Origin of the sequence: Thalassotalea euphylliae, from assembly GCF_003390395.1 — a bacterium.
GTDB classification, from domain to species: domain Bacteria; phylum Pseudomonadota; class Gammaproteobacteria; order Enterobacterales; family Alteromonadaceae; genus Thalassotalea_F; species Thalassotalea_F euphylliae_C.
In genome coordinates this window covers 747,493-763,758 of the sequence record NZ_QUOV01000001.1, presented here as the reverse complement: position 1 = coordinate 763,758, position 16,266 = coordinate 747,493, and the positions used below count along the sequence as shown (strand labels likewise).

Genomic DNA, 16,266 nt, shown 5'->3' with positions numbered 1-16,266 from the left:
CTTAGTCCTTCTCAACCTGCTCTGGTTTCCACTGGCGAATTGCCCAGATGATTAAACCAATAATGAAGAATGACGAGAATGGTAGTACTAATAAACCGTTCGCTTGGTACCAACCACCGTTTTGAATTAACGGTAGGATTTCAATACCAAATAAGGTACCGAAACCTAATAATTCACGGAAGAAAGCCACGGTAATTAGGATAAAGCCGTAACCTAAACCGTTACCGATACCATCCATAAAGCTCACACCTGGCTTTTCTTTCATCGCGAAAGCTTCAGCACGGCCCATCACGATACAGTTAGTAATAATCAAACCAACGAATACCGAAAGTTCTTTCGATAATTGGTATGAGAACGCTTTTAGTACCTGATCAACCACGATTACCAATGACGCGATAATCGCCATTTGCACGATAATACGTACACTTGATGGAATGTGGTTACGGATAATAGAGATAAATAAGTTAGAAAATGCCGTTACGAAAACAACCGCTAAGGTCATTACTAACGCATTTGCCATTGAGCTAGTTACCGCTAACGCAGAACAAATACCTAATACCTGTAAGGCAATTGGGTTGTTGTCTACGATCGGGGTAGTTAATACCTTTTTAGCTTCAGAAGCCATTAGTTAAGCCCTCCGCGATTTTTCTTGATGTAAGGCAAGTAACCTTCTTCACCAAACCAGAATTGCAGTGTGCGTGTTACGCCGTTACTGGTTAATGTCGCACCAGATAACGCATCAACACCGTGCATGTCGCCAGATTTAGCGCCACCTTTTACAAGGTTTGCTTTAACAACATCACCTTCTCCGTAAATTTTCTTACCTGGCCACATAGCGATCCACTTAGGATTCATTACTTCCGCACCTAGGCCCGGAGTTTCTTTGTGATCAGAGTAGATTACGTTTTTCACTGTGTTTAAGTCAGCTTCAAGACCAACGTAACCAAACATTAAGTCCCATAAACCAGAACCTACGATTGGTAGTACTACAGTTTCAACTTCCCCAGCACCGTTACGTACTAAGTAAACAACAGCGTCGTGAGAGCGACGGTTGATACCGGCGATATCATTTTCAGGCTTGTCAGATTTTTGCGCATCACGAGAGTTGCGACGCTCGTCAAACAACTCAGGGTTACCGTCAATATACTCACCTGAGTCAAGGTCGATCATTTTCGCTTCCACGAATTGATCGAAGGTGCTGTTCACTGAGCTCTTATTCACTTTCTCTGGCAAAATACCAGCGGCTTCTAAGATCTTAGTTTGTTGATCAAGTGCTTTGTTGTCGATTTGCTTTTGTTTTAAGCCAACCGCTGCTGTTGATACAACCGCTGCACAAACAATACATACCGCTAAAACGAAGCCGACCGTTTTGCCAAAAGTTTCTTTATTAGCTGACACGTGCGATCCTCCGTTTAACATTGGCTTGCACTACAAAGTAGTCAAATAGTGGCGCGAATAAGTTAGCAAATAAAATCGCTAGCATCATACCTTCAGGGAACGCTGGGTTAACCACACGTACTAGTACAACCATGACACCAACTAAGGCACCGAACCAGTATTTACCTGTGTTAGTAAATGACATAGTTACCGGGTCTGTAGCCATAAACATCATACCGAACGCGAAACCACCAACCACTAAGTGCCAGTACCAAGGCATTGCAAACATAGCATTAGTATCGCTACCAATCATGTTAAATAGCGTTGCTGTTACCGCCATACCTAGGAATACACTTAATACGATACGCCATGAGGCAATACCTTTGTAAAGAATGTATGCACCACCAACTAAAATAGCGGCAGTAGACACTTCACCCATAGAGCCAGGAATAAAGCCCCAGAATGCGTCGAACCATGCTTGGTTCATGCTGTAGTCAATTGCGCCTACTTGTGCTGCTGCGCCCGCTGCTAAGTGCGTCGCACCAGAGAAACCATCAACAGCAACCCATACTGCGTCACCTGAGATTTCCGCTGGGTAAGCGAAGAATAAGAAAGCACGACCCGCTAATGCTGGGTTTAAGAAGTTTTTACCTGTACCACCGAAGATTTCTTTAGCGATTACCACACCAAAAGTAATACCGATAGCCACTTGCCACAATGGAATTGAAGCAGGCAAAATCAAGGCAAATAGAATTGAAGTTACGAAGAACCCTTCGTTTACTTCGTGCTTACGCACTGCCGCGAATAACACTTCCCAGAAACCACCAACGATGAACGTCGTTGCGTAGATTGGTAGGAAGAAACAAGCGCCGTACAGCATCATAGTAAACCAGCCAGCGTTTGCTGTTAGCTCACCACCTAGCATTTGGAATAAACCAACTTGCCATGAATCAGGTAATGCATAACCTGCTTGTAGTGCTTCAACGGCTTGGAAACCGATGTTGTACATACCAAAGAACATCGCAGGGAAAACCGCTAACCACACAGTGATCATAATGCGTTTTAAGTCGATGCTGTCACGAATGTGAGTTTTGCCTTTGGTGACGTAACCTGGGGTAAATAAACCCGTCGCTACGGCTTCGTATAGGGCAAACCACTTCTCGTGTTTACCGCCTTTTTCAAAATGCGGCTCAATATCTTCAATAAACGTTTTTAAGCCCATGTCTAACCTTCCTTCTCAATCGTCGTCAGGCAGTCACGAAGTAATACGCCGTAATCTGTTTTGCCTGGGCAAACAAATGTACATAACGCTAAATCTTCTTCGTCTAGCTCTAGCGCACCTAACTGCTGTGCACTGTCAGTATCACCCGCGGCTAAATCGCGTAGTAATAAGGTCGGTAAAATATCTAATGGCATCACACGCTCATAGTTACCAATTGGCACCATGGCACGGTTTGAACCATTAGTGGTGGTTGTCATGTTAAACAACTTACCTTTAAAGAAGTGCGACATGTATGCGCGAGTAACCGAGAACTTGTTCGGACCTGGGTACATGTAACCGATGAATTCTTTTTCACGACCTTCAAGTAAAGCAACCACTTGGTTGTGGTAACGGCCTAAGTAACCGTGAACGGTTTTTGCTGTTTGACCTTGTAATAAAGAGCCAGACACTAAACGCACTTCACCGTCAGTAGTTTCACCAGCAGCTAACTCATTAATGTTAGCACCTAGTACTGTGCGCACTAAGCTAGGCTTTTTGGCCGCAGGACCAGCGAAAGAAACAACGCGGTTACTGTTTAGTTGACCTGTAGTGAATAACTGACCAAAAGCGATAACGTCTTGGTAGTTTAAGTGCCAAACAAACTTGTCAGCACCAACAGGCTTAAGGAAGTGAATATGAGTACCAACAAGGCCTGCAGGGTGTTTACCGGCAAATTCGGTAACCACTTCGTTAGCATTCGTTGGAATATTAGCGCCAGGAGCTTTTGATACGAACACTTCACCTTCAGTTAAGCGGCTAAGTACCACTAAACCTTGTTTGAACGCTTCTGTTTGCTCGTTAATAATAACTTCTGGGTTCGCTGCTAATGGATTGGTATCCATGGCACTAACGAAAATTGCTGCCGGTACAGCATCAATCGCAGGGATTTTACTGTATGGACGAGTACGCAATGCTGTCCATAAACCTGAGTTGACTAGGTTAGCAACAACATCTTCGCGTGCAATTGACGCAAGTTCATTAGCTGAGTAGCTGTTGAAGGTTTCTTGCTCGTCGCCATTGATTTCAATAACAACGGATTGCAAAACACGCTTCTCGCCACGGTTAATCTCGGTAACAACACCGGCTGCTTGAGCTGTGAATTTAACGCCATGGTTCTTTTTATCTTCAAAAAGTACCTGACCTTTTTTAACACGGTCGCCTACTTTGACGTGCATAGTAGGGCGCATGCCCACAAACTCTTCACCCAATGTTGCAACGGTTTTGATGGACGGACCATCATGGATTACTTGCTGGGGAGCACCCTGTACAGGAACATCCAGACCTTTTTTGATTGTAATCATAAACACTTGCACTACTTTGACGGGAGTATAAAAACCAGCTAACAATAATCTTGCTAAGCACGCTTATCGTTAAGTGATTTCAGTGTATTTCAGTGGTTTCACAGCCTTTGCATCGACTACCCGACGAAAATCAATAGATTATCAGCAGATAATTTCAACAAAAGTTATTAGCCACCAGACTTAAGTTAAAAATTTCAGCGGCGAATTTTAGCACGAAAAAAGAGTATTATGCTATCCGCGCTCGTCACTTTTCGTAACAAATATACGTAAACAACGGCCGACTCAGGTTAAATTCTAGTCAAGATATTAAAATATGCTGCCCATAAAAAAACCAGCTAGTGAAATAGCTGGCTTTTTCAGACACTTAAAATATCAGTAGTTAACTCAGATGGTTAATCTCAGCCAATGGGCTAACATCTGCGTCGTAATCAACACCCTCAACCCCAAAACCGAACAGCTTCAAGAACTCTTGGTGATAACCCACATAGTCGGTTAGCTCGTCGATTGTCTCTGTTTCAACTTTATCCCAAATCGCTTGCACGCGATCTTGCACGCTATCTTCTAGCTCTTTGTAGTTCTGGCTTAAGCGGCCAGCCTCATCTAAACGCGGTGAGTCACCGTACAGGTTCTCACGGAAAAGATCTTGAATCTGTTCAATGCAGCCCTGGTAGCTGCCATCGCCTTTCATCACTTTAAACATGGCTGAGATATAAAGCGGCATAATTGGAATTGCAGAACTCGCTTGCGTAACCACAGCGTTTAATGAAGTCACGTAAGCTTGACCAGCTAGGCTCGCTGTCGATGTATTAATCGCTTTGGCAGCGCGATCTAAATCTTCTTTCGCTTTACCTATAGTGGCATGCCCGTAGATTGGCCAAGTTAATTTTTTACCAATGTAAGTGTAAGCTGTTGTTTTGAAGCCTTCGGCTAACACACCAGCATCGCCTAATGCCTTGATCCACAGTTCCCAGTCAGCACCGCCCATGACATCAATGGTACCTTGAATTTCAGCATCATTCGCTTGTTCAACCGTAACCTCGTCAACCACACGTTTTGACGTGTTTAAGTTTTTAGTTGTCACTGTTTCGCCAATTGGCTTTAACGTTGAAGAGTATACTTCGCCCGTATCAGGATCGGTTCTACGCGGCGATGCAAGTGAGTAAATCACTAAATCTACTTGGCCTAAATCTGCTTTAATTGTTTCAATGGTTTTCGCTTTAATTTCGTGAGAAAACGCATCACCATTAATGTTTTTTGACCATAAACCCGCTTCATCTGCCGCTTTTTGAAAAGCCGCAGTATTGTACCAACCAGCACTGGCTGTTTTCTTTTCTGTTGGTGGTTTTTCAAAAAATACGCCTAAGGTTTTTGCACCATTGCCAAATGCTGCGGTAATGCGCGACGCTAAGCCGTAACCTGTTGAGGCGCCAATCACTAACACATTCTTTGGTTTTTGCGCTGCTTGCGTTTGACTTTTTACATAGGCGATTTGCTCTTCAACATGAGCTGCACAGCCTGTTGGGTGGGCATTTGTACAAATAAAGCCACGAATTTTCGGTTGAATAACCATAAGAAACCTTTGTTAACCTTGTTCTAATCATTATTTTTAAAATTGCTGCCTAGTGTACCTGTCTTTACAGTAAAAGAGGTACGAGCAGCAATTTTCAATAAGTTATTTAGGACTGTTGCGCTTATCGATTGTTTAAGTATTGCTTTAACGTTTTATCGTGATATTGGCGAATAGACGCCATAAATTCACTGTACGATTGCCAAACACGTGCAAAATCTTTGTCCGCCGCAATTTGCTCGTTAATTACGTCATCAGTATGCGCTTTTAAGCCTGCCAACACGGACTCTGGCAAGGTGCGCATTTGAACATTGTGTTTTTCAATTAACGTCTGCATTGCCGCATTATTGCGGGCATTGTATTCATCTAGCGTGTCTTCATTAACCGCTCTAGCCGCGACTTCAATTATTTTTTGTAAGTCTTTTGGCAGCGCTGAAAACGCTTTTTCATTGATCAGAAACTCTAAGCCTGTGCCTGGTTCATGCCAAATTGATGAGTAGTAATATTCAGCCGCTTGATAAAAGCCGAAAGCTAAATCATTGTATGGGCCAACCCATTCAGTGGCATCTATCGCACCGCTTTGCAATGACGAGAATATTTCACCGCCCGTTAATGTGACTGGAATTGCACCAGCGCGTTTTAGCACTTCCCCACCAAGGCCGGGAATACGCATTTTCAAACCTTCTAAGTCTGCCATAGAATTGATTTCTTTTTTAAACCAACCTGCAAACTGCGCTCCTGAATTACCACCTGCCAGCGGAATGATGCCGAATGGTTTGTAGAGTTCTTGCCATAGTTCAAGACCACCACCATGATGTAACCAAGCGTTTAGTTCGGTTGCTGTCATACCAAATGGAATAGCGCCAAAAATAGGTGACGCTGGAATTTTACCTTTCCAGTAATACGAGCCTGAGTGCCCCATTTGGACTGTACCTTGTGAAACCGCATCGAATACTTCAAACCCTGGCACTAGCTCGCCAGCACCATAAACTTGGATAGTTAATCGGCCATCGCTCATTTCGCCAACCATTGCAGCGAATTTCTCTGGCGCAACACCTAAACCGGGAAAGTTTTTCGGCCAAGAGGTCACCATTTTCCATTGGAAAGTTTGCTGCGTATCGACGCTCTGTGAGGATGAAGTTGTTTTTGCTTGCTCACCGCACCCAGCAAGCAATACCACTAACAAGATACTAGAGAAGAAATAAGAGAGAATACGCTGCATGTTTTGTCCTTGTTTTAGTTTTTATATTAACCTTATGTCTGCCGTACATTAGCTTTTAGCCGCACATTAGCCATACATTATTTGAGGCAGCCAAGTTACCAAATGTGGCCAGATTGCCAAAATAATCAGCAGTAACAGTTGAATTGCAATAAACGGAATTACGCCGCGATAAATGTCTGCTGTTTTGACTACTTTATCGGCAACACCGCGCAAATAAAACAGCGCAAAGCCAAAAGGTGGCGTTAAGAAGGAGGTTTGTAGGTTAATCGCAATCATGATCCCAAGCCAAATTGGGTCTAGCCCCATCATTAATAGCACTGGCGCAACGATTGGAATGACAACAAAAGTGATTTCAATAAAATCGAGAATAAAGCCCAGTAAAAAAATCACCAGCATGACAATTAATGTCGCGCCAAGCACACCACCGGGCATTTGCTGGAAAAAGCCATGCACCAGCTCTTCACCGCCGAAGCCGCGAAACACCAAAGAAAACAGGCTAGCGCCAATTAAAATCAAAAACACCATAGAGGTTATTTTAACTGTGCTGTCCATTACAGCTTGCAAGTTGGCCTTGCTTAATTGACCTTGTATCAAAGCCAATAACAAAGCGCCCATAGCGCCCACCCCCGCCGCTTCAGTGGGCGTTGCAAAACCAAATAATATTGAACCTAACACCGCAATAATCAAAAACAGTGGTGGTAACAGGGCAGTTAACATCAATCGGCTCAGCGATTGCTGCTGATCCAATTCAGCAATATCTTCTTTCGCAACTTTCGGCGCAGCTTTAGGATTAAAAATGGCAACCGCAAGGCAATAGCCAATATAAAGTGCAACGAGTAACAATCCAGGAACGACTGCACCAGCGAAAAGTTCTCCTACCGACACAGTTTCTGGGCTGAAGATCCCCATTTTTAGCTGCGCCTGCTGGTAGGCACTAGAGAGCACATCCCCCAATAACACCAATGCTATCGATGGAGGAATAATTTGTCCAAGTGTCCCTGTTGCGCAAATAATACCTGTTGAGAACTTAGGATCGTAGCCGCGCTTAAGCATTGTCGGCAGTGATAATAACCCCATAGTAACGACTGTCGCGCCAACTATACCGGTACTGGCCGCCAGCAACATCCCCACTAACGTGACCGCAATAGCTAAACCACCATGAAAGCGCCCCATTAATAGCGACATTGCCGTTAATAAGTTTTCCGCAATTTTCGCTCGCTCCAGCATTGCCCCCATAAACACAAAAAGTGGCACGGCCAGCAAGGTTTGATTGTTTATCACACCATATAATCGACTTGGTAAAGCATTCAGAAATAAAGGTTCAAAGACTCCAGTGGCGACGCCAAAGCCAGCAAAAATTAAAGCGACACCCGCTAGTGTTAACGCAACGGGATAGCCAATAAGTAAAATCAGGCAAACGCACACAAACATCAATAAAGGGATATAACTCATCATAATTTATCCCCTTGGTGGCTTTGTGATTGTGTATCACTGTTGCCATCTGATTGCTCGCGCTCTGACTCACCACTTAACAGCGTCTTTAAATTGCGAATAATCTCAGCTAGCCCTTGTAAGCCAAGCGTTATGGCAAATAACCAGAGATAGGCTTTACTGAGATAAACAAAAGGTAGGCCACCGGCTTCAGACGATTTTTCGGCAATGCGCCAAGACGTTAAGATGTAATCGAAACTGACGATAAAAACAAAAATAACCACAGGGAGTAACAAGATTAGCGTGCCCATTAGGTTAACCAGCGCTTTTTGTTTGGCAGTGTAACCTTGGTAGAAAATATCCACCCGAACATGGCCATCAGCTTTTAAGGTGTAGGCTGCACCTAACATAAACACTAAGCCGTGGAGATAAAGTACAGACTCTTGCATGGCAATCCAGCCAACATTGAATCCATAACGCAACACAACAATGGCAAAGGTGAGCACCACCATCAACAAGGTTAGCCACCGAATAACCGCGCCAAAACCGGCAGTTATACGATCAATCATAGCCAAAAGCACCGTTAAGCCGTTCATCTCCCCTTCTTACTCCCTATCTATTTATTATTAATGGGAACCACCACTTTACGCCAAAGTGCATACAGTAAGGCGCTAACAGCGTTACACATTTTGTGTTTTTTATAATTTTAGTAAGGCGTCGAAATTAGCTATCGACGTTTATGTCAGGTTAGTAATAACAGAAAAGAAAGGTAAAACAAACGAGATTATTGGGTTACTCGTTTGTTTTTAATTGATTAAGTTTGTCGGACATTGATGGCTTTATTTAGCGTTTGCTGCCACCAAGACAAGCAGGTGAAAGCGGAACGTTGTCGGCGTAATAGTCTTGCCACTCCTTTTCCGTATAGGTATGCAGAGCTAAGGCATGGATATGCTCAGACAGCTCAGTTGCGAGTACTTGATTGATCGCTCGGTGGCGTTTGATTAAGCGTTCGCCTTCAAAATTCTTAGAAACAATAATCACTTTAAAATGGGATTCACTACCTGGCGCAACATTGTGTTGATGGCTTTCATTAACCACATCTAAATGCAATGGAGAGAAGGCTGAAAGCAATTTTTGCTCGATTGTTGTTGCTATATTCATATTTTTTCCCTTAGTAAACAAACAATGGTAATACACTGTTTTTATTTTATTTTTCACCTTTGTTAGCGAGTACGTGTTTACTCTAAGTCTAGTTTGTCCCGCTTTAAGTGCCAGCCGTTTGGTGTTTGAAATGCACCAAAGACAATTAACTTACTAGCAGACAAGGCAATTTAGTTTCAGCTTTTGTCTGAGCGAACAACACGCTGCTCTGATGCCAAGATAAAGCGCTACGGCACTACAATTTGCCGAAAGGTTAAGTTAATGCGCGGCGATTTTACGCGCTTTGATTTGGCGATACAATGCTGCCAATAATGCTGAGTTTCGCCCGCCATCATTAACAAACTACCGCTATTTAAAGGCACGGTCAGTTTTTCACTTTGCGCTTTGTGCTTTAGCTGAAAGTCGCGTTTCGCCCCCAGTGAAACAGAAGCGATCACGGGGTTTATGCCTAATTCCGCTTCATCATCACTGTGCCAGCTCACACTATCATTACCATCGCGATACAAGTTAGCTAAACAGCTATTAAAAGAACAACCACTGTAGGCCTCTACTGCTTGTTTAACTTGCGCTAAGGTCGATGTCCAAGGTAGAGCATTTAATGTCAGCCCAGAATATGTGTAGGCTTGTTGGTTGTCACCGTACCAAGCTTGTAGACGCGGAATAGTAATTTGGCGGCCATAAACAAAAATATCATCCTGTCGCCATGCAAGCTCTTGGTACAGTTGTTCAAAAAGCTGTTGTGCTTGTTGCATTCCATAGAACTGCGGCTCAAAGATCAACGTGGCATTGGGGGCAGTAATGTTAATAATAAACCTCGATAACGTTCAGTTAGTCACTATGATGAGCGAAAGTGCTTAGCACAAGCGCAACAGCACAAAGGCGACAGCACAAACGCAACAATACAGTACATTTTCACTTGGCTGATGGCTCGTGAATTTGCGACAATACTAGCACTTTTGACTAACCCAAACAGCGCAATTAGTTGCTGCTTGCTGCCACGAAATTGTCACTACATATGATGCACAGCCCATTTTTTTTCGAAGATAAGCCGCTTCGCTTGTCACGTTTCCCCGTAAAGCAGGTCAACCGCAGCCTACAAGCTTGGGACGCCACTGACGAATATTTACTGTCCCATTGCCAAGAGCAAAACTTACTGGCAGGCAACAAAACGGTGCTAGTTTTTAACGACAGTTTTGGCGCACTCGCCTGTAACCTTACTGATCAACAAGTCTTTAGCGTCAGTGATTCTTATCTGGCTCAACAAGGCAGCCAATACAACCTAGAAGAAAACGAACTAAACACGAATAATGTTCAGTTGCTAAGCTCGTTAGATAAATTACCAACAAATGTTGATGTTATTCTTTATCGTATTCCTAAAAGTAATGCGCAGCTGAGTTACCAGTTGAGCTTGATAGCAAATACGTATCACGCTAGCACGCCAACCTTTATTGCTGGAGCAAAAGCTAAAGATATTCACAGCTCAACGCTCAAGCTATTCGAAAAGTTTTTAGGAACTACGACCACCTCATTAGCCAAGAAAAAATCTCGACTGGTCTTTGCTCAGCTTGAGAAAACTCACAACACCTTAGCGCATCAAGATTGCCAATGGTCGCTAGCACACAATGAGCTAGTGATGAATATTCACAATATGGCTGGGGTGTTTTCCCGTGAGAGTTTAGATATCGGTGCACGTTTTTTACTAGAGCATTTACCTGAGGTAAAAGCGAATCAACAGGTGGTCGATCTTGGCTGTGGTAATGGTGTTTTAGGTTTAACCCTATTAGCTCAGCAACCTGCTGCGCATATCACCTTTAAAGATGAGTCATTTATGGCGGTTGCCAGCGCCGAGCAAAACATTGCTGAAAACTTGCCAGAGCTGCTTTCACAGTGTCGTTTTAGCGCCGACGATTGCCTAACAACAGAAGCCGACAACAGTGCCGATGTAATTGTTTGCAATCCACCATTTCACCAACAGCATGCCACCACAGACCATATTGCATGGCAGATGTTTAATGATGCAAAACGCGTATTGAAACCAGGTGGCGAACTGCGCATTATTGGCAATCGACAACTGGGTTACCATATTAAATTACAGCGGGTATTCTCGAACTGCAAAACCATTGCGAGTAATAAAAAATTCGTGGTTCTCTCGAGTATCAAACGTTAAGGAGCAATTAGTGTCTTACTTTTCAGCCATCTCTTCAGTTATTACGCATTGCTTTTCTATGAGCAGTTTGCCCAATGCCAAAGCGAGCAAAGCCGCAAGAAATAGCAGCAAAGCGGTAAAAACTAATTCCTATCGCACCATTTTGAGTGTTTCATTTGTTACTTTGCTAGGCGCCTGTGCGACACCACCCTCACAGGTTATTGTCGCGCCACAGATAAGCCAAGCAGCCATGCCTATTTACAGCGGTAACAATATATCGTTAGCTGTAGTTGATTTACGACCAAGTAACCACTTGATTCAAATTTTGCGCAAAGACAAACCTGCTGAATTATTCTCGCCAGCGCAGTCGCTATCTGACTCCTTAAGCGCAAGCTTAAGCCAGTATCTCAATGCACAAGGGCTGAGCACGCAAGGTGGCGTAACACAAATGAAAGTGTCGATTGAAAAAGCCTTGGTTAGCGTTCAACAATCGATGGTGAAATACCAAGCTAGTAGTGAAATTCGCCTGCTAGTCAACATCAATAAAGGGGATAAGACCTACAGCCAAGTGTTGACTTCCAAAGGTAACAGCAATGGTCCTATCAAGGCCGATATCGCTGTATTGGAGCGCGACTTAAATCAGCAGCTTGGTAAGGTTATTAGTGAGCTTGCTAACAACCCAGAGCTAATTGCATTTATGCAAAACAACTAAAACAAGAAAAGCAACCTAAAACAAGAAACTGATATCAGCCAAGGACTATCGATGAAAAATATATTGCTTGCCACTACTTTGCTACTCATTAGCGCATTTGCTAACGCAAAGAATTTGGCAATTGACCCAGACAACCTCTTCCCGAAAGTAAAGTTGGAAACCAGCAAAGGTGACATTATCGTCGAGCTTGATCGCATCAAAGCCCCTGTCACTGTGGATAACTTTTTAACTTACGTGGTTCAAGGCGATTTCGACAACACGATTTTTCACCGAGTTATCGAAGATTTTATTGTCCAAGGTGGCGGTTATGATAAAGACTTCACGCATTTAAAAACCTTGCCAGATATTGTCAATGAAGCCGGTAACGGGCTAAAAAATGAAGAAGGCACTATCGCTATGGCGAAAGAAAATCGCCCTCATACCGCTAATCGCCAGTTCTTCTTTAATTTAGCAGATAACACCAATTTAGATCCTGGCCGGCAATGGGGCTATGCGGTTTTTGGTAATGTTGTTGAAGGGATGGAAGTTGTGCAAGCAATGGGCAGTTCAGCGACAGAGTACAATGAAATGATGGGCTGGGACGATGTGCCTGTTGAGCCAATTATGCTTATCAAAGCGACCTTATTACCAGCAGAGTAATGCATCGCAAAGACAAGCTAGAAAAACCTCAACTCTGAATAACTGACTATCAACCAGCTAGCGGCTACATTGCAACATTGCCTAGCTGGTTTATCTGATAATGTTCAGCTGGGTACTTACCTGAGTTATACCTCCTGATCATTTCACCCAGTCGTGCCAATTCACCTTTCTGCTAACCTTTCTGCTAAATATCTTCACCTAACTACCTAACCAAAGTACCTAACCTTGCTACCCCGACTAAGCACTCTCGCTAATTTGCGTAACCAGTGACAACACTTGCTGCTTATATTTCCATAATTTTAGCAGGGCTATAAAAAAAGTTCATACCTATCAAACTTTTACATCTGACAAGTGTCAGATTAATATGATAATTTAACCCAATTCTTTGACAACAGCTCAATGTTGGTCAATAACTAAGTTAAATAATAATCATTATCGAGCCGAGAGCTTTTAGTGGCTTTTTAAATAAATTTCCATCGTTGGCAAGAGTAACCATCATGATAATTGAGCAGTTTATCAATGAAAAAATAAAGCAAATCAGAGCTTACATTAGCGCCGTGATTGAGCGAACACTTCATTATACTGAGCTCGACAAATTCATTGTCGATACCATGGAAGAGTGGACAACTTATAGTGTCAGTGATGAAACACCGAGCAATGCGAAAGAGCGGGTATTCTGGCATTTGATACATGAAATCAGCTTGCATGGCGCGCAAGCATTAACCACCGATTTGTTTTTTAAAAGTGAAATTAACACCTGCTTAGATTTCTTTGCTGGCAAAGGCAGCTATCCTATCGATTGCGTTGGCTGGCGCCCACTACCCTAGTCTGAAACCTTTAACTCCAAATCTTAGCCGCAAACCTTAGTTCCGAACTTTTTCCCATAACATTAGCCCTCAATATTAGCCCTAAAGCCTAGCGGCCAAATAACTCCTTTTGTCCGCTACCACAGTTTGATAGGCTTAGCGCACTATTAGTTACTCTTGTGCCGTATGCCCGCTCGCTCGCTACTTCAATCTCTGCGCTACTTTCAAGACCGTCGTCTACTTACCGTTTTCTTTTTTGGCATCGCCAGTGGCTTCCCATGGGTGATGATTGGCTCTGCCATGACAGGCTGGCTGAAAGACGAAGGCTTATCTCGCTCTAGCATTGGCTTATTTGGTCTAATTTTTGTTGCCTATAGCATTAACTTTTTGTGGTCACCGCTAGCCGATCGTATCAAAATCCCATTGCTTACAGCTAAGCTTGGTTTGAGGCGAAGCTGGATATTCACCACACAATTACTGATTTGTTTATTTACCTTACAGCTCAGCTCGCTTGATGCCGCTAGCCAACTCTCTATGATGGCATTGTTTGGTTTGTGTTTGGCGATTAGCGGGGCGACTCAAGATATTGCCATCGACGCCTATCGAATCGATATTCTCAATCAAGCAAGCGATAACAGTAACGAGTTGATGGCTGCAGGCTCTGCCATGGCGACAGCAGGTTGGTGGACAGGTTACGCCGGTCTTGGCAGTATTCCTTTTATTTTGGCAAGCTCACCTGACTGGCAGTGGTCAGAAGTATTTATGGTGTTAGCGCTAATGATGGCGGCTTTATCCATTACAGCGCTTGTGGTGCAAGAGCCAACGAGTCAACGTGAGCAAACGCTCAATCAAATTCAGCAAGCCTACCTTACGGTACTGCCCAGCTACAAAAGCCAAAGTGTTGGTATTTTACTGCTGCTCCCCCTGATTATGCTGACCATACTTTACGCCAATATTGGCTACCCTCTCTGGCCTGAGTTCATCAAAGAGCAATACCAGTTTGGTATCGCCACCTTTAGTGTTATTGCCATGATTGCCCTATTTGCCCGTCAGCTGACAAAACTTAATCGTGCGTTAAATTCACGTACAGATGCAGTACTAGCGACTGGGCTTGCGCGCTCAAACGATAGCATTTCAACGCTAACGGCATGGCTACTGGCAACACTCGTGGCGCCAATACAAGAGTTTTTCCAACGTAACGGTGTGCGCTTAGCCTTTTCAATTTTGATGTTTATTTTCCTATTTAAGTTAGGAGAAGCCTACCTTGGCAGAATGTCGATCGTGTTTTATCGAGAAGTCGGCTTTTCCAATGAAGATATTGCTTATTACTCAAAACTGATCAATTGGGGAACAACTATCGTTTTTTCATTGATTGGCAGTGTTTTTACGATTAGATACGGGATTTTAAAAGGGTTATTTATTGGTGGTATCGCCATGTCAGCCAGTAACTTGTTGTTTTCTGTGATGGCGGTAATGGGGCCTGTAAAGTGGCTATTTGCCATGACCGTTTTTGTTGATGGCTTTACCTCAGCATGGGGCTCAGTCGCCTTTGTTGCCCTCTTATCGGTATTGTGTAATAAAAGCTTTACCGCCAGTCAGTATGCCTTGATGGCGTCACTGGGTACCTTTGGCCGTGTAATGCTAGGCTCATACTCGGGCATATTTGTCGACTGGCTAGATGGTAACTGGGCGCTGTTTTTTGTCTTAACTTCGATGATGGTGATCCCGAGTTTGCTGTTCTTGTACAGTATTCGTAAGCCACTAACTGCGTTAATTGAACAAAATGAATCGTCGCAAGACAAGCCTAAAGCAAAGTAGGCAAACACTGGTATTTGCTCTATGATTAGAAAAAAACAAAAGCATTAACTACATGATTAAATTATTTTTTTTGCTGCCTATTTTAATGTGTAGCATTTGGTGGTTGTACTTAAATCAAAAAGGCTACAGCGCGAAAGACGGGTTAAAAGGCTTCGCCTATATTCTTGGGCTAAATGGCCTACTACTCGGTTTTTTATTGGTGATGATGTATATCACTAACTAAATTAAGCCTAACTTATCACTAATTTATCCCAATTTAATGGTCGATTTTAAGCGTTAGGCTGGGCTGATAAATTAGCGCTAGCCTGTCGCCTCGATATTAGCCATGCCTGTAATTTTAGTCGCTATCAAAGGCACCATTATCATTGTGATTGACTAAATCAATGGTTGCCACGGCAGCCAGCATCAATGGAATGTCTTCCTCATATTTAATATCAATGCCGTAGCTATCACCTAAACTAAACCAGCGTTTTGACACATATGCTATCTGCTCTCCAGCGGCAACAAACTGATATTCATGCGACAACAAATCACCATCAACCACCACTTCTGCTTTAGGGGTCGTCAGTACAAAGCGACTGGTAAATAATGGCCAAAAAGACTTTTTAATTTTACAACGCTCGCCTGTTGCCAAGGTAATATAAAACGTTGGCCTCCACGCGATGAGCTTTTGCTTGATTCGCGCTACTTCCGTTTCATTGGGCAACATCAACCTAAGTCCCTTGCGGATGCTAAAAAAGCCACCTTTCGCAATAAATGCTAGCTCATCATTTTGGTCATATATTTTAAAGCTATCGCGCAGTGAAAATAGCTTTTGTTTCATGG

The 16,266-nt window shown here is 43.3% G+C and carries 17 protein-coding genes; 6 read left to right on the top strand and 11 right to left on the bottom strand.

The window, feature by feature from the left end; all coding sequences use genetic code 11:
- Position 1: 1 nt before the first annotated feature.
- From DXX92_RS03295 to DXX92_RS03250, 10 genes are all read right to left on the bottom strand, one after another.
- Positions 2-625, bottom strand: a complete 624-nt coding sequence (locus tag DXX92_RS03295) for an NADH:ubiquinone reductase (Na(+)-transporting) subunit D (RefSeq protein ID WP_115999134.1) — start codon at positions 623-625, stop codon at positions 2-4.
- Positions 625-1,398 (bottom strand): Na(+)-translocating NADH-quinone reductase subunit C, encoded by a 774-nt coding sequence (locus DXX92_RS03290; RefSeq protein WP_115999133.1) that lies wholly within the window; start codon positions 1,396-1,398, stop codon positions 625-627. The genes DXX92_RS03295 and DXX92_RS03290 overlap by 1 nt, the downstream gene beginning before the upstream one ends.
- Positions 1,388-2,599 carry an NADH:ubiquinone reductase (Na(+)-transporting) subunit B gene (locus DXX92_RS03285; protein WP_115999132.1) on the bottom strand — a complete coding sequence of 404 codons (1,212 nt, stop codon included), beginning with the start codon at positions 2,597-2,599 and terminating at the stop codon, positions 1,388-1,390. The genes DXX92_RS03290 and DXX92_RS03285 overlap by 11 nt, the downstream gene beginning before the upstream one ends.
- 2 nt (positions 2,600-2,601) lie before the next feature.
- Complete coding sequence (locus DXX92_RS03280) at positions 2,602-3,939, bottom strand: Na(+)-translocating NADH-quinone reductase subunit A (protein ID WP_116002278.1); 1,338 nt, start codon at positions 3,937-3,939, stop codon at positions 2,602-2,604.
- A gap of 379 nt (positions 3,940-4,318) precedes the next feature.
- Positions 4,319-5,509: an enoyl-ACP reductase FabV gene (gene fabV / locus DXX92_RS03275; protein ID WP_115999131.1), complete on the bottom strand. Its 1,191-nt coding sequence runs from the start codon at positions 5,507-5,509 to the stop codon at positions 4,319-4,321.
- Positions 5,510-5,630: 121 nt separating this feature from the next.
- Positions 5,631-6,728: a TRAP transporter substrate-binding protein gene (locus DXX92_RS03270; RefSeq protein ID WP_115999130.1), complete on the bottom strand. Its 1,098-nt coding sequence runs from the start codon at positions 6,726-6,728 to the stop codon at positions 5,631-5,633.
- 66 nt (positions 6,729-6,794) lie between these two features.
- Positions 6,795-8,180 (bottom strand): TRAP transporter large permease, encoded by a 1,386-nt coding sequence (locus DXX92_RS03265; RefSeq protein WP_220347680.1) that lies wholly within the window; start codon positions 8,178-8,180, stop codon positions 6,795-6,797.
- Positions 8,180-8,728 (bottom strand): TRAP transporter small permease subunit, encoded by a 549-nt coding sequence (locus DXX92_RS03260; protein ID WP_245961388.1) that lies wholly within the window; start codon positions 8,726-8,728, stop codon positions 8,180-8,182. Before DXX92_RS03260 ends, DXX92_RS03265 begins: the two co-directional genes overlap by 1 nt.
- A gap of 274 nt (positions 8,729-9,002) precedes the next feature.
- Positions 9,003-9,320, bottom strand: coding sequence for a transcriptional regulator BolA (bolA, locus tag DXX92_RS03255; protein WP_115999127.1), 318 nt, complete (start codon positions 9,318-9,320; stop codon positions 9,003-9,005).
- 227 nt (positions 9,321-9,547) lie between these two features.
- Positions 9,548-10,099 carry an alpha-ketoglutarate-dependent dioxygenase AlkB family protein gene (locus DXX92_RS03250; protein WP_428977327.1) on the bottom strand — a complete coding sequence of 184 codons (552 nt, stop codon included), beginning with the start codon at positions 10,097-10,099 and terminating at the stop codon, positions 9,548-9,550.
- Positions 10,100-10,338: 239 nt separating this feature from the next.
- Here DXX92_RS03250 and DXX92_RS03245 point away from each other — a divergent pair, with 239 nt between their 5' ends.
- The 6 genes from DXX92_RS03245 to DXX92_RS19085 all read left to right on the top strand — a co-directional run bounded on the left by DXX92_RS03245 (position 10,339) and on the right by DXX92_RS19085 (position 15,664).
- Positions 10,339-11,487 (top strand): methyltransferase, encoded by a 1,149-nt coding sequence (locus tag DXX92_RS03245; protein WP_116002277.1) that lies wholly within the window; start codon positions 10,339-10,341, stop codon positions 11,485-11,487.
- 10 nt (positions 11,488-11,497) lie between these two features.
- Positions 11,498-12,178, top strand: a complete 681-nt coding sequence (locus DXX92_RS03240) for a YajG family lipoprotein (RefSeq protein WP_147301925.1) — start codon at positions 11,498-11,500, stop codon at positions 12,176-12,178.
- Between the two features lie 51 nt (positions 12,179-12,229).
- Positions 12,230-12,817, top strand: coding sequence for a peptidylprolyl isomerase (locus tag DXX92_RS03235; RefSeq protein WP_115999124.1), 588 nt, complete (start codon positions 12,230-12,232; stop codon positions 12,815-12,817).
- A 497-nt stretch (positions 12,818-13,314) separates the two neighbouring features.
- A complete protein-coding gene (locus DXX92_RS03230) occupies positions 13,315-13,644 on the top strand; it encodes a hypothetical protein (RefSeq protein WP_115999123.1) in 330 nt (109 codons plus the stop codon).
- Between the two features lie 165 nt (positions 13,645-13,809).
- On the top strand, positions 13,810-15,441 hold the full coding sequence (locus DXX92_RS03225) for an AmpG family muropeptide MFS transporter (RefSeq protein WP_115999122.1): 1,632 nt from the start codon (positions 13,810-13,812) through the stop codon (positions 15,439-15,441).
- A 52-nt stretch (positions 15,442-15,493) separates the two neighbouring features.
- Positions 15,494-15,664, top strand: coding sequence for a hypothetical protein (locus tag DXX92_RS19085; protein ID WP_181901508.1), 171 nt, complete (start codon positions 15,494-15,496; stop codon positions 15,662-15,664).
- A 114-nt stretch (positions 15,665-15,778) separates the two neighbouring features.
- On the opposite strand, the gene DXX92_RS03220 is transcribed toward DXX92_RS19085, so the two are convergent.
- On the bottom strand, positions 15,779-16,264 hold the full coding sequence (locus DXX92_RS03220; RefSeq protein WP_115999121.1) for an LURP-one-related/scramblase family protein: 486 nt from the start codon (positions 16,262-16,264) through the stop codon (positions 15,779-15,781).
- Positions 16,265-16,266 lie beyond the last annotated feature (2 nt).